The sequence below is a fragment of the Klebsiella sp. CN_Kp100 genome (genome assembly GCF_040065315.1).
GTDB lineage: Bacteria > Pseudomonadota > Gammaproteobacteria > Enterobacterales > Enterobacteriaceae > Klebsiella > Klebsiella oxytoca.
The window spans coordinates 49,952-73,300 of sequence record NZ_JBEAIJ010000041.1 but is presented as its reverse complement, the minus strand read 5'-3'; the positions used below and the strand labels follow the sequence as shown (position 1 = coordinate 73,300).

The 23,349-nt window shown below is 57.5% G+C and carries 18 protein-coding genes; 6 read left to right on the top strand and 12 right to left on the bottom strand.

Going from position 1 to position 23,349, the window contains the following annotated elements; genetic code table 11:
- Positions 1 to 117: 117 nt before the first annotated feature.
- From pheP to ABLV12_RS17475, 8 genes are all read right to left on the bottom strand, one after another.
- On the bottom strand, positions 118 to 1,494 hold the full coding sequence (pheP, locus tag ABLV12_RS17510) for a phenylalanine transporter (protein ID WP_004099947.1): 1,377 nt from the start codon (positions 1,492 to 1,494) through the stop codon (positions 118 to 120).
- 140 nt (positions 1,495 to 1,634) lie between these two features.
- Positions 1,635 to 3,836, bottom strand: a complete 2,202-nt coding sequence (locus tag ABLV12_RS17505; protein WP_064396889.1) for a TonB-dependent siderophore receptor — start codon at positions 3,834 to 3,836, stop codon at positions 1,635 to 1,637.
- Positions 3,837 to 3,893: 57 nt separating this feature from the next.
- Positions 3,894 to 4,976, bottom strand: coding sequence for a YncE family protein (locus ABLV12_RS17500; RefSeq protein ID WP_064396890.1), 1,083 nt, complete (start codon positions 4,974 to 4,976; stop codon positions 3,894 to 3,896).
- Positions 4,977 to 5,317: 341 nt separating this feature from the next.
- Complete coding sequence (locus tag ABLV12_RS17495; protein WP_004099940.1) at positions 5,318 to 6,271, bottom strand: aldo/keto reductase; 954 nt, start codon at positions 6,269 to 6,271, stop codon at positions 5,318 to 5,320.
- Between the two features lie 131 nt (positions 6,272 to 6,402).
- Positions 6,403 to 7,179, bottom strand: coding sequence for an ABC transporter substrate-binding protein (locus ABLV12_RS17490; protein WP_064396892.1), 777 nt, complete (start codon positions 7,177 to 7,179; stop codon positions 6,403 to 6,405).
- Positions 7,180 to 7,198: 19 nt separating this feature from the next.
- Complete coding sequence (locus tag ABLV12_RS17485) at positions 7,199 to 8,377, bottom strand: M20 aminoacylase family protein (RefSeq protein WP_160885778.1); 1,179 nt, start codon at positions 8,375 to 8,377, stop codon at positions 7,199 to 7,201.
- Between the two features lie 431 nt (positions 8,378 to 8,808).
- Positions 8,809 to 9,306, bottom strand: a complete 498-nt coding sequence (locus tag ABLV12_RS17480) for an RcnB family protein (protein WP_004099918.1) — start codon at positions 9,304 to 9,306, stop codon at positions 8,809 to 8,811.
- Between the two features lie 312 nt (positions 9,307 to 9,618).
- The gene (locus tag ABLV12_RS17475; protein WP_004099916.1) at positions 9,619 to 10,008 is read right to left on the bottom strand and encodes a hypothetical protein; all 390 of its coding nucleotides are present in this window, start codon (positions 10,006 to 10,008) and stop codon (positions 9,619 to 9,621) included.
- Positions 10,009 to 10,397: 389 nt separating this feature from the next.
- Between ABLV12_RS17475 and ABLV12_RS17470 the strand changes: the two genes are divergently transcribed.
- From ABLV12_RS17470 to ABLV12_RS17450, 5 genes are all read left to right on the top strand, one after another.
- Positions 10,398 to 11,321: an aminoimidazole riboside kinase gene (locus ABLV12_RS17470; RefSeq protein WP_064396895.1), complete on the top strand. Its 924-nt coding sequence runs from the start codon at positions 10,398 to 10,400 to the stop codon at positions 11,319 to 11,321.
- A gap of 164 nt (positions 11,322 to 11,485) precedes the next feature.
- Positions 11,486 to 13,003 (top strand): carbohydrate porin, encoded by a 1,518-nt coding sequence (locus ABLV12_RS17465; protein ID WP_004111112.1) that lies wholly within the window; start codon positions 11,486 to 11,488, stop codon positions 13,001 to 13,003.
- A gap of 135 nt (positions 13,004 to 13,138) precedes the next feature.
- Entirely contained in the window at positions 13,139 to 14,509 is a 1,371-nt protein-coding gene (locus ABLV12_RS17460) for a sucrose-specific PTS transporter subunit IIBC (protein WP_004111111.1), read from the top strand.
- On the top strand, positions 14,509 to 15,909 hold the full coding sequence (locus tag ABLV12_RS17455; protein WP_348867188.1) for a sucrose-6-phosphate hydrolase: 1,401 nt from the start codon (positions 14,509 to 14,511) through the stop codon (positions 15,907 to 15,909). The genes ABLV12_RS17460 and ABLV12_RS17455 overlap by 1 nt, the downstream gene beginning before the upstream one ends.
- A gap of 30 nt (positions 15,910 to 15,939) precedes the next feature.
- Complete coding sequence (locus tag ABLV12_RS17450) at positions 15,940 to 16,944, top strand: LacI family DNA-binding transcriptional regulator (RefSeq protein WP_064344971.1); 1,005 nt, start codon at positions 15,940 to 15,942, stop codon at positions 16,942 to 16,944.
- A gap of 1 nt (position 16,945) precedes the next feature.
- On the opposite strand, the gene ABLV12_RS17445 is transcribed toward ABLV12_RS17450, so the two are convergent.
- The 4 genes from ABLV12_RS17445 to ABLV12_RS17430 all read right to left on the bottom strand — a co-directional run bounded on the left by ABLV12_RS17445 (position 16,946) and on the right by ABLV12_RS17430 (position 22,224).
- Positions 16,946 to 17,785 (bottom strand): PRD domain-containing protein, encoded by an 840-nt coding sequence (locus tag ABLV12_RS17445; RefSeq protein ID WP_016809099.1) that lies wholly within the window; start codon positions 17,783 to 17,785, stop codon positions 16,946 to 16,948.
- Complete coding sequence (locus ABLV12_RS17440) at positions 17,782 to 19,206, bottom strand: glycoside hydrolase family 1 protein (protein WP_064396898.1); 1,425 nt, start codon at positions 19,204 to 19,206, stop codon at positions 17,782 to 17,784. Before ABLV12_RS17440 ends, ABLV12_RS17445 begins: the two co-directional genes overlap by 4 nt.
- The gene (locus tag ABLV12_RS17435) at positions 19,203 to 21,083 is read right to left on the bottom strand and encodes a beta-glucoside-specific PTS transporter subunit IIABC (protein ID WP_004111108.1); all 1,881 of its coding nucleotides are present in this window, start codon (positions 21,081 to 21,083) and stop codon (positions 19,203 to 19,205) included. The genes ABLV12_RS17440 and ABLV12_RS17435 overlap by 4 nt, the downstream gene beginning before the upstream one ends.
- Positions 21,084 to 21,294: 211 nt before the next feature.
- Entirely contained in the window at positions 21,295 to 22,224 is a 930-nt protein-coding gene (locus tag ABLV12_RS17430; protein WP_004099887.1) for a LysR substrate-binding domain-containing protein, read from the bottom strand.
- Between the two features lie 171 nt (positions 22,225 to 22,395).
- Between ABLV12_RS17430 and ABLV12_RS17425 the strand changes: the two genes are divergently transcribed.
- Positions 22,396 to 23,346 (top strand): branched-chain amino acid ABC transporter permease, encoded by a 951-nt coding sequence (locus ABLV12_RS17425; RefSeq protein WP_064396900.1) that lies wholly within the window; start codon positions 22,396 to 22,398, stop codon positions 23,344 to 23,346.
- Positions 23,347 to 23,349: the final 3 nt, after the last annotated feature.

The following is a 23,349-nucleotide window of genomic DNA, read 5'->3' as shown; positions in this document are numbered from 1 at the left end:
TACGCTCAAATAAAAAGTAATCGATTACAAAAAGAAGATCGCGGGCAAAATACGCTAAGCGCGAAGAAGATCACAATAAAAAGAGATAATGCCCCGCCGGACGACGGGGCGATCGCCCTACGCCGAACGGCGCAGGGTTTTAAAGGCCACAAACAGGAACAGGATCCAGACCGGCAGCAGAATCGCCGACAGGCGCATACCGTCAATCGTGCACATCAGCACCAGGATCAGCCCAAGAAAGGCGATACAGATATAGTTGCTGGCGGGCGACAACAGGGCTTTAAACTTCGATTCGCGCCCTTTGCGCCGCTGGGCGGCGCGGAACTTCAGGTGCGCCAGACAGATCATAATCCAGTTCAGCAGCAGCGTCGCTACCACCAGCGCCATCAGCAGACCGAGAGCTTTTTGCGGCAGCAGGTAGTTAAGCAGCACCACCAGCGAAGTAATGACTCCCGATAGCAGCAGAGAGTTAACCGGCACGCCGCGCTTGCTGACGCGGGCGAGAAACTTCGGCGCATTGCCCTGTACCGACAGGCCAAACAGCATCCGGCTATTGGAATAAACGCCGCTGTTATAGACCGACAGCGACGCTACCAGAATGACGAAGTTTAGCGCTGAAGCCACCACGTTACTGTCCAGATTATGAAAGATCATCACGAACGGGCTGCTGTCGGATTTAATTTCCACCCACGGATAGAGCGCCAGCAGAACCACCAGCGAGCCGATATAAAACAGTAGGATACGGTATACCACCTGGTTAACCGCTTTCGGGATGCTCTTTTCCGGATTGTGGGCTTCCGCCGCGGTAATGCCGATGAGCTCCAGCCCGCCGAAGGAAAACATAATGACCGCCAGCGACATGATCAGGCCGTGCCAGCCTGTGGCGAAGAAACCGCCGTGTTTCCACAGGTTATCGATGCCCGCTTTGCTGCCGCCGTGGCCGCCGAACAGCATCCACAGGCCAAAGCCGATCATGCCGATAATCGCCAGCACCTTGATCAGCGCAAACCAGAACTCCGCTTCACCGTACAGACGCACGTTCACCAGGTTGACGGCGTTGATAATGATGAAAAAAGCAGCGGCCCAGATCCACGTCGGCACGTCCGGCAGCCAGTACTGCATATAGATCCCGGCGGCGGTCAGTTCCGCCATCCCGACCAGCACGAACATTACCCAGTAGTTCCAGCCGGAAAGAAAGCCGGCGAACGGCCCCCAGTACTTATAAGCAAAGTGGGCAAAGGAACCAGAAACCGGTTCTTCGACGACCATTTCGCCAAGCTGGCGCATGATCAGAAATGCGATGATGCCGGCGACGGCATAGCCGAGCAGTACGGCCGGTCCCGCCATTTGAATGGCTGGCCCGATGCCGAGAAACAGGCCGGTACCGATGGCGCCGCCAAGGGCGATAAGCTGAATATGTCGGTTCTGTAAACCGCGGTGAAGCGTCGGGCCGCTTTCCTCTACGGCATCCGACGGCGTTGACGCGTCTTTCACGTCGATCCCCTGTGTGTTTATATGAAGGGGCACCTTGTAACACTTATCCCCGTCATACTTCAAGCCGCAGATGCCCTGGCTTCATACGTTCATTGATTTATCACAAGGGGCGAGCAGCCCTGCCCGCCCCAGCGTTTTGCTTAGAACTCGTAGCCGACCGAAACCTTGAACGTCCGTGGTTCGCCGCGGAACAGATAGGTTCCGCTGTCATCCGCGCCGGACCAGTAGTTCTCATCCGTCACGTTATCCACCCCCGCACGCACCGTCATCTGGTTCTGATTTTCATTAAGCGCGAGGCGATAGCGCACGCCGAGATCAAGGGTGGTGTAGCTATCAATCTTCTTGCTGTTCGCCTGATCGGCATACTGCGAACCGGAATGGTTGAGGCGCGCGGTGGCGGTCAGGCCGTCGATAGGCTTGATGTCATACTCTGCCCCAAGCACCGCGTAGAACCCCGGTACGCCGATCGCTGTTTTACCGTCGTTGATACCATCCTTGGTTTTCGACAGTTCGGCTTTCAGCCAGGTCGCGCTGGCGTTAAGGCGCAGACCGTACAGCGGTTCGCCGAAGACGTTAAATTCCACGCCGCGATTACGCTGCTCGCCGTTAAGGCCATAGCGTTTCTGGCTATCGAGGAATGCCGACGGCATTTTAATTTCAAACAGCGCCAGCGAGCCGCCAATGCGGCCAAAATCCGCCTTCATCCCGACTTCGTTCTGTTTGGAGTGAATAATTCCGACGCTTTCCCCATAGTTAGCGGCGGAGTTCGGCGCGTTGCTGCCCGGCTGCAGGGCTTCGGTATGGTTGGCGTATAGAGAGATAACCTGCCACGGCTTGTAGACCACTCCATAGGTTGGCATCCAGCGGCTGTCGTCATACGCATCGCTTTGCAGGCCGGTGGTTTTGTTGTAGTTACGTACCACCACTTTTTGATGACGCGCGCCAGCGGTGAACAGTAGCGTATCATCCAGCACGCCGAGGGTGTCGCTCAGCAGCCAGCCCTGGGAACGGGTACGGCCGCTGGTCAGCGGATCGTAATAATTACCGTCGGATGAAGAATAGGCCGGAGGCGCAACCTGCTGAGTATCGTAGATATTCACCAGCGGGTTATCCGCCGCCTTCGACATCCGCCATGCGGTTTTATCGTTTTGGGTTTTCGCCGAATAGCCGACGTTGACTTTATGCGATACAAAACCGGTGGCGAACTCGCCGCGTACCCCGGCCATACCGCTGGCGGTATCAATATAGCGGTTGGTATCCAGGCGCCCCGCCGTGGCGTTGCCCGCCCGGTCGATGAGCTTCGACGCGCTATATAAGCCGATTTCATGGGCGTGCTGCGCGCCTAAAGAGGCATAGGCGGTCCATTTATCGACAATGTCGTATTCCATCCTCAGCATACCAAACTCATTTTCGATATCGCTGTAAGCCCATTTTTGCGTGTAGTTGTGGGTGTTATCCGGCAGGCGCGGAATAAAATCGACGCCCGAAATGTTGATCCCCATCGGGCCGCCGTGGAAGGTTTTTTTCTGATAGCCAAAGTCAAACGAACTGCGCATGCGTTCGCCGCGATAATCGAGACCAATAGAAGCCAGCGTGGTTCTGCGTTTATCACTCTCCACCGCCGTCTCGCCTTCGCGGTGCACCAGGTTCACCCGCGCGCCGAACTGGTTATCATCGCCAAAGCGGCGACCCAAATCCAGCGAGCCGCCGACTTGAGAATCTGAGGTATAGTCCACGCCCACGCGAGCGGTCGGGATATCTTCCGCGCGCTTGGGTTCAAGGTTGATCATGCCGCCGACGCCGGAACTGGCTGCGCCGTTCAGCAGGGCGTTGGCGCCTTTAAAAATTTCCACCCGCTCAAGCATGGCGGTATCCACTACCTGACGCGGCACCACGCCCGCCAGCCCGCTCAGGGTCATATCGTCGCCGTCAAATTTAAGGCCGCGAATGCGGTAGGTCTCAGCGTAGTTACCGTAGCCCTGCACCGGCTGAACCCCGGCATCGTTACTCACTACGTCGGTGATGGTTTTCGCCTGCTGATCCTGAATCAGCTTCGAGGTATAGCCGATAATGCTGAACGGAACGTCCATCGCGTTTTGTTCGCCGAGCATTCCGAGGCGGCCGCCGTTGGCGACCTGGCCGTCGAGATAGGCGGGCACCACCAGGTCGCCGCCGGCTCTAAAGCGGCTGTCGGGCGTCGCCTGAACGACCATGGTTTCTTCGTTTTTCTGACGTTCGCCGGCGTCGTTTTCTACCGCAGCGGCTGAATGGGTGATCGCGCCAACGGTTAACGCCAGCAGCGTTTTTCGCAGTGGGAAGGCCGGAGAGCAGGAGCTACGCATAATTTGGTCCCATAGATAGGAAAATAAAGCCAGGGGCCCGTTGCCGGGCCAGATTTTTTATTTTGCGGTCAGGTCAATGCGGACAACGCTGTCCGGCCCTTTCGTCGAATGATCTTTATTGAACGGCTGTTTGACGGTGACAAACAATGTTTGCCCGTCGGCGGAGATCAGCAGGCTGTTGGGGTTAGCCGGAATATCCCATGATTTTTTTAACGCGTAGCTGCTGCCATCCAGGCTGATTACTTTGCCGGATTCACGCTGGGAAATATAAATCTCGTTGCGTTTTGGATTGAACTGCACCGCCAGCGAATCGCCCACTTCCAGCTGCTTAATCAGCTTACCGGTATGGATATCAAGCACCAGCGTGGTTTTCGCTTGCGAGTTGTCGGTGACGAACAGGCGGCCGGTGGCGCTATCTTCGGCAATATTCAGCAGCAGGGCTGGTTTAGCGCCCAGCGGCTTCCAGCGCTGCTCGATACGGTTGTTGCGTGGGTTAATCACCAACACCTCGCCGCTGCCGTTTGCCGCATAGAGACGTCCGGTTTGCGCAGAGTAGTGCAGGCCGGTCATCCATTTGCCGGTATTTTTAATCCGCGTTTTCAGCTTCAGCGTGTCGGCATCGACGACCCAGATTTGTGCCGGATCGGCCACCGCGCCCACGTAGAGCGTGTTATTGAGCAACAGGATCTGCCGCGCGCCGTACGGGAATCCCTCTTTGTTACGCTCGCTGAACAGCAGGCGTTTTTTGACTTTGCCGCTGGCAGTATCAATGGCGCTAATGCCGCCGTCCAGCGAGTTGGTCACGTACAGCGTACTGCCATCCGGACTAAGCTGTACGGCAAAGTTTTTCAGGTCTGTGTGGGTCATACCGAGGGTTTTCAGGGTCGTCGGGTCCAGCTTATAGACCGCCCCGCCCTGCACATCTTTAAAGCCTTCAGCGCTGGCCACGTATAGCGCATCGCCTTTCGGGCTGAGCGCCATTTCATACAGCCCCTCCGCCAGCTCGCGCTTCAGCGGCTGTGCGGGGGTAACCGCGCTTTTTTCAGCCACGTGTTGAGAAGCCGGAACGGTATAGGTGGCGGCGCAGCCGCTTAAGACAGCAGAAATAGCCAGCGCCAGCGCCGGGAGAGTGCATTTCATAAGATCAATCCTGAACAAAATCAACGATCCGATAGTGACTCCGCCGCCGAAATTAACGTTTCCGGTCTTGCGCCTGTGAGCCCCATCCTGTGCCTTCGCCGTTTCCCTGTGAGCCCGCGACGAACGCAGGTTATCTCCTGACAAAACCGCAAACAAGAAGAAGAATGAGAACTATACGCATTATCTTATCGTAATCAAGCCTGGCTTTTGGCGAATGGAAAAACGTTTCATTTTTCGGTGAAAGGGATTCGCCGCAGAGGGATGAGCTGAAGGTGAGGAACAATGCGCGACAAAACGCTGAGATGCAGAGGGCCGGACCCGCCAGGATCCGGCCTCAATGACTACGCGCTGGCGGTGTCCAGGCGCGCCAGCTGTTCCGCACTCAGGCTCAGCGCGGCGGCGCGGGCAAAGCTCTCTACTTGTGCAATGCTGGTGGCGCTGGCGATAGGCGCCGTCACGCCTTCGCGGGTCATCAGCCAGGCCAGAGCGACTTCGGCAGGTTTAGCGCCATTTTGCTCCGCGACCTCATCCAGGGTATCAATAATACGCAGCCCGCGAGGATTAAGGTATTTACCGATGCGGCTGCCGCGCTGGCTTTGCGCCAGATCGGACTGCTGGCGGTATTTACCGGTCAGGAAGCCGGACGCCAGGCTGTAGTAGGTCACCACGCCGATCTCGCGGCTGACGCACAAGTCGCAGAGCGCGCCTTCAAAAGCCGAGCGATGATAAAGATTATATTCCGGCTGCAGTACCTGCCAGGACGGCAGGCCGCTTTTACGCGACACCTCCAGCGCGCTCGACAGCTGCTGCGCGTCAAGGTTTGAGGCGCCCATCGCGCGGATTTTACCCGCCTGCTGCAGGGCGTGGAAGGCTTCGAGCGTTTCGGCAACCGGCGTTTCCGGGTCCGGCCAGTGGGCAAAATAGAGGTCAATATAATCAGTGTTCAGGCGACGGAGCGAATCGTCTACCGCCTGCTGGATCCAGGCTTTTTTCAACCCTTTATGGCCAGGAAGGCCTAAATCGGAACCCACTTTGGTGAAGATCTTCACCTTCTCGCGCATGCCTGGCCGCGCCTGTAGCCAGCGGCCGATAATGGTTTCAGACTCGCCGCCCCGGTTGCCATCCGCCCAGCGGGAGTAGACATCCGCCGTGTCGATAGCATCGAAGCCGTGGTCTATAAACGCATCAAGAATGGCAAAACTGGTTTTTTCATCGGTGGTCCAGCCAAAAACGTTACCGCCAAACACCAGCGGGGCGATGGAAAATCCGGTTTTGCCCAGGGGACGTGTGATCATGCCGTTCACTCCTTATCGCTTATATTCAGTATCCTTCGGAACGCCGTGAGGGCCAGAAAAGGACAATTACGGGATAGTAAGAAAAGGAAGCTAGAAGCGGGCTTTCCGCGCCCGCTGAATGCATAACAACATTATGTCCCGGAATAGACGTCAAAGCTAAAATATTTCCCGGCGAGCTTTTTATAAGTGCCGTCGGCAAGAATAGTGGCAATCGCGCCGTTAATCTCCTGGCGCAGAGCATCGTCCTCTTTGCGCAGGCCAATCGCCGCGCCGGCGCCGAACAGCTTGTCGTCCTTCAGGTGTCCGCCAACGAAGGTAAAATCTTTCCCCTGCGGCTGCTGCAGGAAGCTGTAGTCGGCCATCATGCCGGAAAGCACGGCGCCGTCAATACGCCCGGACTCCAGATCCTGAACCACGCGATCCGCCCCCTGATAGGCGACGATATTGATTCCTGCCGGACGCCAGTGCTGATTAACGTAAGTCTCCTGCGCCGATCCCTGCTCGACGCCAATGGTTTTGCCTTTCAACTGCTCGACGGTGTTTCCGGCCAGGCTGTTTTTACGCGCGACAAGGAATACCGGGCCGTTGTACAGCTTGTCGCTAAAGCCAATCTGCTCTTTGCGTTTCTCGGTCATATACATGCCGGAGAGGATCGCATCGAACTTACGCGCCTTCAGCGCCGGGATAATACCGTCGAAATTGCTTTCCACCCACACGCACTTCGCCTGCAGCTGTGCGCAAATCGCGTTGCCGAGGTCAATATCAAAACCCTGCAGCTTACCCTGCGGATCTTTCCATTCAAACGGCGCGAAGGTCGGGTCGACGCCAAAGCGAATTTCCTTATTTTCTGCGGCCAGGGCTGAGGTTGAGGCCATCAGCGCGACCCACAGCAGAAGAGATTTTTTCATTATTTATGGACTCCAGAGATCAACGGCAGTGTGTTTCAACTAACCGGGCAAACAGCGTCGCGCCGGTGGAAATAATATCGTCATTAAAGTCATAGCCAGGGTTATGCACCATACAGCTACCCTTCCCGCCTTTCTCGCCATTGCCCAGCAGGAAGTAGCAGCCGGGGCGCTGCTGGAGCATAAAGGCAAAATCTTCGCTGGCGTTCATCGGCGAGATGGATTCCAGCACGCCCTCCTCGCCAAAGACTTCCAGCGCCAGCGCTTTGGCGAATTCGGTCTCTTCAACGCTGTTGGTCAGTACCGGATAAGAGTCAAAGACCTCTACCTCGCTGCTGGCGCCGTAGCTTTTGGCGGTAAAATCAGCAAGCTCCTTGATACGTTTAATCAGCAGGTCGCGGATTTCCGGCTTCATCGCCCGCACGCTCAGCTCCATCACCACGTTCTCCGGAATGACGTTCGATGCAATGCCCGCCTGGAAAGTGCCGACGCTCACTACCGCGGTTTCGCCCGGCGGTACGTTACGCGCAACGATGCTTTGCAGATTCATCACCAGCGCCGCGCCGGTGACAATCGGATCGACGGTGCGCTCGGGGTGCGCGCCGTGGCCGCCGTAGCCGGTAATGGTAATTTTTACCGTATCCGCCGAGGCCATAAAATTACCGGCGTAAAAGCCAACTTTCCCTACCGGCAGGCCCGGCATATTGTGCAGGCCGAAGATGCGCTCGCAGGGAAAGCGCTCAAACAGGCCGTCTTTAATCATTAAATCCGCGCCGCCGATAGCTTCTTCGGCAGGCTGGAATATCAGGTGAACCGTGCCGTTGAACTGACAGGCCGGAGAGGCGATATACTTCGCCGCCGCCAGCAGAATGGTGGTATGACCGTCATGGCCGCAGGCGTGCATTTTCCCGGCAACGGTGCTGGCCCACGGGAGATCGGTCGTTTCGAAAATCGGCAGCGCGTCCATGTCGGCGCGCAGGCCGATAGTGCGCGGAGAATCGCCTTTGCTTAAGGTTCCGATTACCCCGGTTTTCGCCAGCCCGCGGGTCACCGTATAGCCCCACTCGGTGAGTTTTCCGGCCACCAGCTCGCTGGTATTAAACTCTTCCAGGCTTAATTCCGGATTGGCGTGTAAATAATGACGGATCGCAATCATTTCTTCTTCAGTGGCTTTAATTTCGGGAATTACACAGTCGGTCATGCCGGTCTCCGGGATATAGAATCAGGTGCTAAGCTTTAATAACTTAACGTGCTAAGGGTTTAATGCAAGCAGGATTTCTTATTCCACGCGGAGTTTTCATCGGATTTATTCATAGCGGTTTAACGATGAAGCGCATTCTTTTTTCTATCGCCCGAACCAGGACTCTTCTTAAATTCTCTGCTTTTTATTAATCATGAAGCACAATAACAATTCAAAATGCGCAAAGAAGCAGATAAAAAATCAAAAAAGACCCATCTCGGTGATATTTTCCGCTTTACAGCTTTCAAGCGAATTTGACGTGAGAACAAAGGCGGGTGCGATGGCGTAACGCTGGCCGATCTAGCGGCCCTCAGACGCAGGGACATCGGTAGACCGGGCAAGTACACAGCACCGCCTCCGGAGAGGCGGCGGCGAGGTTAAGGTAAAAAACGTTAGTTATTCAGCGCGCCGTTAATCAGGATTGAAGTAATAATCCCGGTGGCGGCGGCAATCAGCACATAGTTGCCGTCAATATACGACCAGTGCTGCCCGCGCGGTGGTGCCGGTAATCCGCGATCGTTCCAGTCGTTAATCCGATAATCATTACCGCGGAAACGTTCCGGAGCCGGCTGACCTTTGCGGAAATCGTGCCCGTTCCACGCAAAGTGATCCTGCTCATGACGCGCCTGAGGTCGACTATCATGCGCCTGGCCCCCGCGCCCTTTATCGCCGCGATCCGGGCCACGGTTATCACCGTTCCCCTGATGATTATTGCCCTGATGGTTGTTGGCCTGCGCCCCCTGCTGGCGGTTGCCGTCCGGGCCGCCGCGGCCAGCGTCTTGCTGCCAGACCTGCTGCTGACCGTGGCTGTTGCCGCCAGGGCCATCCGCCCATGAGGCGGAAGTAAAAGTACACGATAAAATAATTGCCAGTGAAAGAATCTTTTTCATAATACACCTCCTGATATATTTCCTTTGTACCGGGAAAATGTGGAGGAATAGTGAGTAACACTATAACCAGGACAATTCCTGGCTAATATCCTTCATCGTTTAAGTTGTTTTTTTGTCGGCTGCATTCATTCACCTTTGTTACAGCGTTACCCGCGCGCATGGGAAAAGATGAACTGGCCGCCTTAATGCTGCCCGGAATCCAGGGGGTAGAGCCGTATAACGTATTAATCAATATTATCCCGGTGCTGAATTAAATGCCCTGAATAACAAAAAAGGCCGCTTTCGCGACCTTTTTTAGCAAATAGTCAGTGATTATTCAGTGACTTTTGTTTTCAGCTCTTCGGCACCCTGCTTGGTTTTATCCCAGCCTTCTTTGCTGACCTCTTTGGTCTTATTCCAGCCTTTTTCGGTGCCTTCTTTAGTGGCGTTCCAGCCTTTCTCAGTCCCTTCTTTGGTTTTGTTCCAGGTTTTCTGCGCGCCTTCGCTGACTTCACTGCCTACGCTATCGCTTTTGCCTTCTGCCGCATGTTTGGCTTTCAGCTGCTGCTCTTCACCCTGGTGCTGGGCCTCGTGCAGTTTTTCCTTCGCGGTGTTCGCCCCTTCGTGGGCCGCCGCGACGGTATCATCGGTTGCGTGTGTCGTTGCAGCAAAAACAGGAGCTGCTACCAGAATCGCAGATAACGCAATCATTGCTTTTTTCATATTGTCCTCTCTCTAACGAACTTAATGTTATGAGTCGCATTCAGCATGGCACAAGATTCTGCCGTCTGGCTTTAGGGATTGTTCTTAAAACTATTTTAAGACTTTTCTATCCGCTTTTTACCTGCCGGATCCAGGTGCCGGCTGCTCAGCCAGCATTCCTTTCATGGGCGACGTAGCGTAACCGTCCGGGCTGACGCTCGATGCCGCTATGCAGATGGCGGCGATCGGCATGACCCTCCGCGCGGCCAAATCACCGCGGTTTTGCAAGGCCGCTCACGTTTTTATACCCGGAATCGCACTTTTCCGCCTGCAACGTTCCCCTCACTCTGTCGCTATGCTTTAATGTGCTAAACCGGTTTAATTAAGTTTAGCTATGGAGAATTTTCAGCATGAATACAAAAGTTTGGGTTCTGGGCGACGCGGTAGTGGACCTGCTGCCGGAGAGCGAAGGCCGCCTGCTGCAGTGCCCCGGCGGCGCGCCGGCTAACGTAGCGGTAGGCGTCGCCCGCCTTGGCGGAAACAGCGGGTTTATCGGACGCGTCGGCGACGATCCGTTTGGCCGCTTTATGCGTCATACCCTGCAACAGGAGCAGGTCGACGTCAGCCATATGCACCTCGACGGCCAGCACCGTACCTCCACCGTGGTAGTCGACCTTGACGATCAGGGGGAACGCACCTTTACCTTTATGGTGCGCCCCAGCGCGGACCTGTTCCTCACCGAAGAAGACCTGCCGCCGTTTGCCGCCGGGCAGTGGCTGCACGTCTGCTCTATTGCGCTCAGCGCCGACCCCAGCCGCAGTACCACCTTCGCGGCTATGGAGCGCATCAAATATGCCGGCGGTCGGGTCAGCTTTGACCCCAATATCCGCCCGGATCTCTGGCAGGATCAGGAACTGCTGCACGCCTGCCTCGATCGCGCTTTGCGGATGGCCAACGTGGTGAAGCTATCGGAAGAGGAGCTGGTATTCATCAGCGGCAGTGATGATTTAGCGCATGGAATCGCCAGCATAACCGAGCGCTATCAGCCGGAATTGCTGCTGGTGACCCAGGGTAAAGCGGGCGTGCTTGCCGCCTTCCAGCAGCAGTTTACCCATTTCAGCGCCAGGCCCGTTGTCAGCGTGGACACCACCGGCGCGGGAGACGCATTTGTCGCCGGACTGCTCGCCAGCCTTGCCGCCAACGGGATGCCGACGGATATCGCCGCGCTGGAACCGACCCTCACGCTGGCGCAAACCTGCGGCGCCCTGGCGACAACGGCGAAAGGCGCGATGACCGCCCTGCCTTATCAGCGCGATCTTAATCGCCAGTTTTAATCGTTACAGCCGCCCTGCGCGGCTCACTTTGTTGCATCCATCACATTTATTAAACCGGTTTAGCAAATTCATTTTAAAAATGTTAAAGGTCGGGCTTAACATAGCGCCTAAACCGGTTTAGCAAAAAACACTACTTTTCATTTTACTTTTGGGATGCGACCAGCATGTATAGAAAAAGCACACTTGCGGTTCTTATCGCTTTGCTAACCGGCGCCGCCTCAGCCCACGCGCAAACGGACCTCAGCACCATTGAAGCCCGGCTCATCGCGCTGGAAAAGCGCCTGCAGGAAGCGGAAAACAGGGCGCAAACGGCGGAAAACCGCGCCGAGTCGGCGGAGAAAAAAGTCCAGCAACTCACCGCGCAGCAGCAAAAAAACCAAGACACGACTCAGGAAGTGGCTCAGCGTACCGCCAAACTTGAGAAAAAGGCCGATGAGAAAAGCGGCTTTGAGTTTCACGGCTACGCCCGCTCCGGCGTAATAATGAATGATTCCGGCGCCAGCACCAAATCCGGAGCCTACATGACGCCAGCGGGGGAAACCGGCGGAGCAATCGGCCGTCTGGGAAACCAGGCCGATACCTATGTTGAAATGAACCTTGAACATAAGCAGACCCTGGATAATGGGGCCACCACCCGCTTCAAAGTGATGGTCGCCGACGGGCAAACCACTTATAACGACTGGACGGCAAGCACCAGCGATCTGAACGTTCGTCAGGCCTTTGTCGAACTGGGTAACCTGCCTACGTTCGCCGGGCCGTTTAAAGGCTCCACCCTGTGGGCCGGGAAACGTTTTGACCGCGACAACTTTGATATTCACTGGATCGACTCTGACGTCGTGTTTCTCGCCGGTACCGGCGGCGGTATCTACGACGTGAAGTGGAACGACAGCCTGCGCAGTAATTTCTCCCTTTACGGGCGTAACTTCGGCGACATCGATGATTCCAGCAACAGCGTGCAGAACTATATCCTCACCATGAACCATTTCGCCGGTCCGCTGCAGATGATGGTCAGCGGTCTGCGGGCGAAAGATAACGACGAGCGTAAAGATACCAACGGCAATCTGGTGAAAGGCGATGCGGCAAATACCGGCGTACACGCGCTGCTCGGCCTGCATAACGACAGTTTCTACGGCCTGCGCGACGGTAGCAGCAAAACCGCCCTGCTCTACGGTCACGGCCTGGGCGCCGAGGTTAAAGGTATCGGCTCTGACGGCGCCCTTCGTTCGGGAGCCGACACATGGCGCATTGCCAGCTACGGTACCACGCCGATCGGCAAAAACTGGTCTATCGCCCCGGCGATCCTGGCGCAAAGCAGCAAAGATCGCTATGTCGATGGCGATAGCTACCAGTGGGCAACATTCAACATGCGCCTGATCCAGGAGATCAATCAGAACTTCGCCCTCGCCTACGAAGGCAGCTACCAGTATATGGATCTCAAACCCGAAGGTTATAACGATCGTCATGCGGTGAACGGTAGCTTCTACAAGCTCACCTTCGCTCCAACCTTTAAGGTCGGCAGCATCGGTGATTTCTTCAGTCGTCCGGAGATTCGTTTCTACACCTCCTGGATGGACTGGAGCAAAAAACTGAATAATTACGCCAGCGATGACGCGCTGGGCAGCAACGGTTTTAACTCGGGCGGCGAATGGTCGTTCGGTATGCAGATGGAAACCTGGTTCTGACGGTTACATCAGACGACAGGAACCGCCGGGGCGGCAAAACGCCTTCGTCGCCCCGGACACAATAACGACGCAGAAACTGCGCCCCCGTGAACACGGGACGACAACACGAAAATGTTTACGCATTCAGAGGGTACTATGGATTTTGAACAGATTTCCCGCTCGCTGCTTCCGCTTCTGGGAGGCAAGGAAAATATCGCCAGCGCCGCGCACTGCGCCACGCGCCTGCGCCTGGTGCTGGTTGATGACGCGCTGGCTGACCAGCAGGCCATCGGCAAAATTGAAGGGGTTAAGGGCTGCTTTCGTAATGCCGGGCAGATGCAGATTATTTTCGGCACCGGGGTGGTGAATAAAGTCTATGCCGCTTTTATTCAGGCGGCAGGTATTAGCGAGTCCAGTAAATCGGAAGCCGCCGACATCGCGGCGAAAAAGCTTAACCCGTTCCAGCGCATCGCCCGCCTGCTGTCAAACATCTTCGTGCCGATTATCCCGGCCATCGTCGCCTCCGGTCTGCTGATGGGCCTGCTGGGAATGGTCAAAACCTACGGCTGGGTTGACCCAGGCAACGCTATCTACATCATGCTGGATATGTGCAGCTCGGCGGCGTTTATCATTCTACCGATTCTGATTGGCTTTACCGCCGCCCGCGAATTCGGCGGAAACCCCTATCTCGGCGCAACGCTCGGCGGCATTCTGACCCACCCGGCGCTGACGAACGCCTGGGGAGTCGCCGCCGGTTTCCATACCATGAACTTCTTCGGCCTCGAAATCGCCATGATCGGCTATCAGGGTACGGTGTTCCCGGTGCTGCTGGCGGTCTGGTTTATGAGCATCGTTGAAAAGCAGCTGCGCCGCGCGATCCCCGATGCCCTGGACCTGATACTGACGCCGTTCCTGACGGTGATTATTTCCGGCTTTATCGCCCTGCTGATTATCGGCCCGGCCGGTCGCGCGCTCGGCGACGGTATTTCGTTTGTCCTCAGCACCCTGATTAGCCACGCCGGCTGGCTAGCTGGTCTGCTGTTTGGCGGTCTCTATTCGGTTATCGTCATTACCGGTATTCACCACAGCTTCCACGCCATCGAAGCCGGACTCCTCGGCAATCCCTCCATCGGCGTCAACTTCCTGCTGCCGATTTGGGCGATGGCTAACGTCGCTCAGGGTGGCGCCTGCCTGGCGGTGTGGTTCAAAACCAAAGACGCAAAAATTAAAGCCATTACGCTGCCCTCAGCGTTTTCCGCCATGCTTGGCATCACCGAGGCGGCGATTTTTGGTATCAACCTGCGCTTTGTGAAGCCGTTTATCGCGGCGCTGATCGGCGGCGCGGCGGGCGGCGCGTGGGTAGTATCCATGCACGTCTACATGACCGCGGTAGGCCTGACGGCGATCCCCGGCATGGCCATCGTGCAGGCCAGCTCGCTGCTGAACTACATTATCGGAATGGTTATCGCCTTTGGCGTCGCCTTTACGGTTTCCCTGGTGCTGAAATACAAAACGGACGCTGAATAATGTCACTTCCATCACGGCTGCCTGCGATTTTGCAGGCCGTTATGCAGGGCCAGCCGGGCGCGCTGGCCGATAGTCACTATCCGCGCTGGCACCATGCGCCAGTTACCGGGCTGATGAACGACCCCAACGGCTTTGTCGAATTTGCCGGACGCTATCACCTGTTTTATCAGTGGAACCCGCTCGCCTGCGATCATAAATTTAAGTGCTGGGGGCACTGGAGCTCCGCCGATTTACTGCACTGGCAGCATGAGCCGATTGCGCTGATGCCGGACGAAGAGTATGACCGTAACGGCTGCTACTCCGGCAGCGCGGTGGATAACAACGGTACGCTCACCCTGTGCTATACCGGCAACGTGAAGTTTGCCGATGGCGGCCGAACCGCCTGGCAGTGCCTGGCAACGGAAAACGCCGACGGCACCTTCCGCAAAATTGGCCCGGTCCTGCCCCTGCCGGAGGGCTACACCGGCCACGTACGCGACCCGAAAGTCTGGCGGCACGAAGGACGCTGGTACATGGTACTGGGCGCGCAGGATCGGCAAAAGCGCGGCAAGGTGCTGCTGTTCAGCTCCGCAGACCTCCATCAGTGGACGAATGAGGGCGAAATCGCCGGCTACGGCCTCAATGGCCTCGACGACGCCGGCTATATGTGGGAGTGCCCGGATCTGTTTCCGCTCGGCGACCAGCATATTCTGATCTGCTGCCCGCAGGGGATGGCTCGCGAAGAAGAGCGCTTCCTCAATACCTATCCGGCGGTATGGATGGCCGGTGGTTTCGACTACGACCGCGCCGCTTTCAGCCACCGCGAGCTGCACGAACTGGACGCCGGGTTTGAGTTTTATGCCCCGCAAACCATGCACACCCGCGATGGCCGCCGTCTGCTGGTCGGCTGGATGGGCGTGCCGGACGGCGAAGAGATGCTTCAGCCGACTCTTGCCAACGGCTGGATCCATCAGATGACCTGCCTGCGTGAGCTGGAGTTGATCGACGGTCAGCTCTACCAGCGTCCGCTGCGCGAGCTGACCGCTTTGCGCGGCGAAGCGCACGGCTGGCCGGGGAACGCCCTGCCGCTGGCGCCGATGGAAATCGCCCTGCAAACCGCCCGGAACGATACGTTAAGCCTCGATTTCGGCGGCGCGTTGACCCTTGAGCGCGATACCCGCGGGATTCGCCTGGCGCGACGCAGCCTCGCCGGCGACGAGATGCACTATCGTTACTGGCGCGGCGAGGTCCGTTCGCTGCGGATTTTCATCGACCGGTCGAGCGTGGAGATTTTCATCAACGACGGCGAGGGGGTGATGAGCAGCCGCTGCTTCCCGGCTTATCCGGCGCAGCTGATTTTCTCCGGCAGCGCGCCGGACGCATTCTGCTACTGGCCGCTGCGAACATGCATGGTAGAATAAGCGTTTTGCTTTCAGGCTCATGGCGTCGTAATGAAAACCAAACGCGTAACCATTAAAGATATCGCCGAACTGGCGGGCGTTTCCAAAGCGACCGCCAGCCTGGTGCTGAACGGGCGTGGCAAGGAGCTGCGCGTGGCGCAGGAAACGCGCGAGCGCGTGCTGGCGATTGCCCGCGAGCAGCACTATCAGCCGAGCATCCACGCCCGCTCGCTGCGCGACAACCGTAGCCACACCATCGGCCTGGTGGTGCCGGAAATCACCAACTACGGCTTTGCGGTCTTTTCCCATGAGCTGGAGATGCTGTGCCGCGAAGCGGGCGTCCAGCTGCTGATCTCCTGTACCGATGAAAACCCCGGTCAGGAGAGCATGGTGGTCAATAACATGATTGCCCGCCAGGTTGACGGTCTGATCGTCGCCTCCTGTATGCACAACGATGCCGACTACCTGAAACTCAGCGAACAGCTGCCGGTGGTGCTGTTTGACCGCTGTCCTAATGAAAGCGCGCTGCCGCTGGTGATGACCGATTCGATTACCCCAACGACGGAGCTGATTTCCCGCATCGCGCCTCAGCATAGCGATGAGTTCTGGTTTTTAGGCGGTCAGCCGCGTCTGTCGCCCTCCCGCGATCGTCTGGCCGGGTTTACGCAGGGTCTGGCCCGGGCGGGTATTGAATTGCGCCCGGAGTGGGTGATCAACGGCAACTACCATCCCAGCTCCGGCTATGAGATGTTCGCCGCCCTCTGCGCGCGTCTGGGAAGGCCGCCAAAGGCGCTATTTACCGCCGCCTGCGGGCTGCTGGAAGGGGTGCTGCGCTATATGAGCCAGCACCATTTGCTCGACTCCGACATCCACCTGGCGAGCTTTGACGATCACTATCTCTACGATTCGCTGTCGCTGCGTATTGATACCGTACAGCAGGATAACCGCCAGCTCGCCTGGCACTGCTACGATTTAATCAGTCAGCTGATCGAGGGCAACACGCCTGAACCGCTACAGCGCTACCTGCCGGCGACGCTGCAGTTTCGGCATCGGTGATTCACGCATCCAGCCCCGCGATCCGCACCAGATGAACGGTGAGCCACAGCAGCTCGTTGCCGCCGAGGGTGATATCGAGCTGGGCTTTGACGTAGTCGCGGATCAGCAGCGCGCAGCGGTAAGCCTCCGGATACGCCTTAATCACCTGCACCAGCAGAAAGCTGTCCCGCGCGCCGTCCAGCTCCCCCTCCTGTAAACGCTGGAGGAAAAACTGCATATGGACCAGAAAGCGCGAGTAGTTTATCGATTCGGTGTCTATCTGCTGCTTAAAGTGGTACTGCACGAGATTAAAAATATCCTTCAGCATTTTCACCGACTGCATGGTCTGCGCTACGTCGTCGCCCTCGCTCTGGCCGTTAACCAGATGAAAGGCGATATTCCCGGCTTCCTCCTCCGGCAGTTCAATCCCGTACTGCTGGCGAATAATCGTCACCGCCTCACTGGCGACGCGGAACTGCTGCGGATAAAAGCGCCTGACTTCCGGCAGCAGGCGGTTCTGAATAGCGATACCTTTGCGGCTGCGCTCGATGGCGAAAGTCAGATGGTCGGCGAGGGTAAAGAAAATCTGCTCGCGGACTTTGCTGGCGAGCTGCATATTGGCGCGGGAAATAATCATTGCGGCCATCTCAATGACCTCATCCGGAATGGCGGAGAGCGCCTCAAGATAGCCGCTGCGCGCGCCGAGCGCCTGGGTTACGAATAGCTTCTCTATCTTCTCCGGGGCGATTGCATCGCCGGGCCTGCTATTGAAACCAATGCCTTTCCCCATGACGATAACCTCCCTGTTATCGTCGTCCATCGAGAGCACGAGGCTATTATTGAGCACCTTCTGAACAATCATCTCTGCGACTCGTCGTGGTTGCCGTTTTGCGCGATGACATCCTTATACCACCAGAAGCTGCGTTTGCGGATCCTTTGCAGGCGCTTCAGGTCATCCTCGCCGCGATCGACATAAATAAAACCGTAGCGCTTGGCGTATCCCTGGTGAGTGCTGACCACGTCAATTGCCGCCCACGGACAGTAGCCCATCAGCTCGACGCCGTCGGCAATCGCCAGCCGCATCTGTGCGATATGCGCGTCGAGGAAAGCGATGCGATAGTCGTCATTCACCGTCCCGTCAGGCTCCAGCTTGTCCGGCGCGCCCATCCCGTTTTCGCTAATCAGAATCGGCAGACCATAGCGCTCGCACACTTTACGCAGCGTCAGACGCAGCCCAACCGGATCGACCACCCAGCCGTAGGGGGTTTTGCCGACCCATGGATTTTCCGCCGGACGATAAACCCCCTCTTCGCCCAGCATAATTTGCTGATCGCCCGCGCGGGGCGCAACGTCCCCGCCGTCGCCCCGGCTGGCGGCAATGGTGGCGGTCGAGTAGTAATTAATGGCGATAAAGTCCGGCCTCCCCTGCTGCAAAATCAGCGCATCCTCCGGCTGCAGTTCCGGCGCGAGGCCGCGATCCTGCATATAGGCCCACGCCAGGGCGTTGTAGCGCCCATGCACCGCAACATCCAGAAAGCTCCAGCAGCGCAGCGTCTCCCAGTTATGCGCGGCGATGGCGTCCTCCGGCTTACAGCTTTCGGCGTACATCGACGTGGTGTTTATCGCCGGGCCGATGCGCAGCCCGGGGAACTCACGGTGGCACAGGGCGAAGATCTGCGCCTGGGCCAGCATCATATGATGATTCTGCTGGTACAGCGCCTTCTTATCCGGCAGTTCACGATCGGCGGGCACGCCAATCGCGCCGGGATGCAGAATCATGGTGTTCTGTTCGTTGATGGTCAGCCAGAGCGGAACTTTGGCGGCAAATTCGCTGAACAGCAGCCTGGCATAGCGCACGAATGCCTCCCCGGTTTTGCGGTTCAGCCAGCCGCCTTTTAGCTCCAGCGCCCACGGCAGGTCGAAGTGGTAGAGCGTCACGATGGGGGTGATCCCGTGGCGCGTCAGGGTGTCGATCAGGCGGTGATAAAAGGCCAGCCCAACCGGATTCACCGGGCCATCGCCGTCAGGTATCACCCGCGACCAGGCCACCGAAAAACGGTAGGCCTTCAGCCCCATCTGCGCCATCAGCGCGACGTCCTCCTCCACGCGATGATAGTGGTCGCTGGCGATGCGGAAGTCCGCCGTTCCCGGCGGATGGCTAAGCATGTCGACTACCGACGGTCCTTTACCGTCTTCATTCCACGCGCCCTCAACCTGATAGGCTGAGGTGGACGCGCCCCACAGAAAACCGTCCGGGAACCGGGCCTGCTGTTGATAAATCATGGCTGCGCCTCCTTAACGGATTGCACCATCAGCGTCTCGCCGTAATCCACCCGGGCGGCGTCGGTAAAGCGCAGAGCGTGCTGCCCGTCGCCGTTGACCACAATGACTGGCGTAATCAGGTCGTATCCGGCCTGTTCGATGGCGGGAATATCAAAGCGGATCAGCACCTGCCCCGCCTCCACCCTATCCCCCACCTTCAGCGATGAGCTAAAGTGCTGGCCGTTAAGATTAACGGTATCAATACCGATATGGATCAGCAGCTCAACCCCGCTGTCGCTCTGCAGGCCAACGGCGTGGCAGGAGGGCAGAAACATCATCACCGTGCCGCTAAACGGCGCGCGCAGTACTCCCTCTTCGGGACGAATCGCCAGCCCCTCGCCCAGCAGACCGCCGGAAAAGACGTCGTCGTTCACTTCACTTAGCGCCACCACCTGACCGCGCAGCGGGCTTAATACTTCCGTCTCCCCCTCGCTTTTAGCGCTCGCCGCAGGCTGCGGCGCCTCGTCCACCGCTTCTTGTTCCTCAGGAACATCTTTGAAGGCGATAAACCAGGTCAAGGTAAAGGTCACCACGATGGAAATCGCGCAGGTCACCAGCGCATGAACGATGTTCATCGGGTTTTCACCGATAAACGCCGGCAGCGCCGCGAGGCCTGGCGAGACAAACGCGTAGCGCACCAGCCCGCTCACCCCGGCATAGACCCCGGCGCAGCCGCCGCCGATCATCGCGGCAATCAGCACGCGGCGGAACTTGAGCAGCACCCCGTACAGCGCCGGTTCGGTGATCCCCAGCAGTGCGGTAAATCCCGACGAGGAGGCCAGCTGGCGCAGGTTGCTATTTTTGGTTTTCAGCGCCACGCACAGCGTCGCCGCGCCCATCGCCACGTTTGAGGCCAGCATCCCCGGGCCGTTAATCATCTCGTAACCGCTTTTACTCAGCTGACCGGTGGCGATCGGCGTCATCGCCCAGGCGGTGCCGGTAATGATCAGGAAGGGCTGCAGGGTGCCCATCAGCATCGGGATTAACCAGCTGGCGTGGCGGTCGATAGCGCCCGCCCCCGCGGCCACCAGGTCGTTAAGCAAAATGCCCGCCGGGCCGACCACCACCAGCGCCAGCGGCGCGGTAATCAGCAGAATCAGCATCGGCTTAACGAAAAACTTGATAATCGATGGCGACACTTTTTCGGCGAAGCGCTCCACCCACGACATCAGCCACACGGTCAGAATAATCGGCAGCACCGAACCGGCGTAATCGGAAAGCAGGACGTTGATGCCGACAAAATCCACCGCTTTACCGGCCGCCAGCATCTGGCCGATGCCCGGATGCAGCAGCACGCCCGCGAGGGTCATCGCCAGAATCGGGTTGCATTCAAACTTCAGCGATGCGCCGTAGGCCAGCAGCACCGGCAGGAAGAAGAAGGCGGCGTCGGCAATAATATTCAGCAGCTGATACGTCGAGCTGGTTTCGCTAATCACCCCGGTGAGCTTGAGAATGGCCAGCAGCGCTTTAATCATCCCCGCGCCGGTAATCGCCGGGATCACCGGGGTAAAGGTGGTCGAAATAACGCTGATAATCCGGGCGACGATGCCGGCCGGCTTCGCGTTTTTATCGCCGCCTGCCGGGCCTTTTTTCTCCGGCAGCGCCTTATTGAGCAGGCGATAAACCTGCTGCACCTCATTGCCGATAACTATCTGGAACTGGCCGCCCTTCTCCACTACGCTGATCACGCCGGGAAGGGCGCCAATCTGCGCATCGTTAACCTTTGCGCGGTCGTTGAACTCCATGCGCAGCCGGGTCGCGCAATGGGTGAGCATACGGATGTTCTCCGCACCACCCACCGCGTGGAGGATTTTGTCTGCTGTTTCGTTATAGTTCATAGTGTTCCCTGGTGTTGGGGCAAAAAAAAAGACCAAAACAGAGACGCTCCCCTTGGCGGGAGAGCATTTCTATTTTGGTCTTGCCTGCTTTCGCAGTAGCACGCCATCATAAAAATGGGTTATTTCGGCGGATTATCTAAGCGGCCTTTGATGAATTCAATGATGACCGGACAAAAGTGTGAGCTGGATTAAGTAAATTCTTAAGTAAATATCAGCCGAAGGCCTGCTGACGAAGCCAGCTTTGTAATAGTTTGCCATTGGGGGTCATCTCGCTATCCTGGCGCACGCAGAGATAATAATCCCGGCCATCATCTATTGCCGCATCGAAGATTTTCACCAGCTCGCCGCTCTTCAGATAGGGAGCGATCAGCGGCTCGCGCATTAGCGCACAGCCCAGCCCGGCCTGTACGCCCGCCAGGGTTAGCAGACCATCCTCAAACATCGGCCCGGTCGATCGCGGCGGGCGCTTCACTCCCTGCTGCACAAACCACTGGTTCCACGTGGTGCGCTCCTCATCATGCAGCAGCGGCATCTGTAACAGCTGTTCCGGGGTATCAATATGCCCATGGAGGCGGAGAAAAGCCTGACTGCATACCGGAACCATTCTGCCGGAGATCAGCTTTTCGCTTTGATAGCCAACCCAGTGACCGTTGCCAAAGCGGATCGACATATCGGAAGCGTCGCTAAGATAGTTGCGGTGGTTGGCGTAAACCACGTTGATTTCGGTATGCGGATTCGCGTGCACGAATGACGGCAGCCGGGGAATAAACCAGCCCATGCCAAACAGCGGGATCAGGCTGATCGTCACCTGCTGGGTTTGCACCTGATCGACCAGGTGCTCAGTGGCCTGACGCAGCACGTTAAACGCCGCGCGGATCGAGCGGTAATACTCCCGCCCCTGCTGGCTGAGGGTCAGCCGTCGCCCCTGACGTTCGGTGAGCGGGATCTGCAAATAGCCTTCCAGCACTTTGAGCTGATGGCTGACCGCCGAGGGCGATATCGCCAGCTCCTGCGCCGCCAGGGTTACGCTGCCGAGGCGTGCGATCGCCTCGAAGGCGCGCACCGCCCGCAGCGGGGGATCGTTGGCCAACGTACTCTCCGACCAGCTAACCGGCCCCTCTGATTGTTCTGTTTTTTTCATATGTTGATTTTCTTAGCGCATTTCGCTATCCGATGCATTATTGAATTATATTTAAAATCATAAAGATAGTTAACCACACATTTATAATAAGAAAGAATATATGCGTATTTTACAATTTAATTCATTTGTTGGATGGTAGCTATTATTTGAGCACCTTGTCGGAACAATCAGTTGGACACACTCATACAACAAATCATCAACGGGGTCATGCTCGGCAGCATCTACGCCCTGATCGCGCTCGGCTACACCATGGTGTACGGCATCCTGCGCATTATTAACTTTGCCCACGGCGATATTCTGATGGTCGGCGCGTTGACCACGCTTTCCGGGATGCACGCGCTGAACGCCCATTTCCCCACTTTGCCGCCGCTGGCGCAGCTGGGGCTGGCGCTGGTGCTGGCCATGGCGGTCTGCGCCCTGCTGGCGATGGCGGTCGAACGCTTTGCCTACCGCCGCCTGCGCAACGCCCCGCGCCTGGCGCCGCTGATCTCCGGGATCGGCGTCTCGGTACTGCTGCAAACCGTGGCAATGATCGTCTGGTCGCGTAATCCGCTGATGTTCCCGCAGATCCTGTCAATGGATGCCATCGCCGTGACCCACGGCAGCACAGCGCATCCGCCGGCTCTCGTTACCGTCACCGGTATCGTCACCGTCGCGCTGGCCTTCGCGGTAATGCTTGGCTTGTGGCTGCTGGTGGAGTACACCCGTTTAGGTCGCGGTATGCGCGCGGTAGCGGAAAATCCGCGCATCGCCACGCTAATGGGCGTTAACCCTAACGCAATTATCGCCCTCACTTTCGCCATCGGCGGCATATTCGCCGCGCTCGCTGGCGTCATGATGGCCAGCAACTACGGCAATGCCAGCTTCTCCATGGGCTTTCTGCCCGGCATTAAAGCCTTTACCGCCGCGGTGCTCGGCGGCATCGGTAATATTCGCGGCGCGATGATCGGCGGCCTGCTGCTGGGCCTTATCGAATCTCTTGGCGCAGGCTATCTCGGGGACCTGACCCACGGCGTCTTCGGCAGCAACTACCAGGATATCTTCGCCTTTATGGTGCTGATCCTGGTGCTGGTCTTCCGCCCGGCCGGTTTGCTCGGCGAACGCGTCGCGCACCGGGCTTAGGAG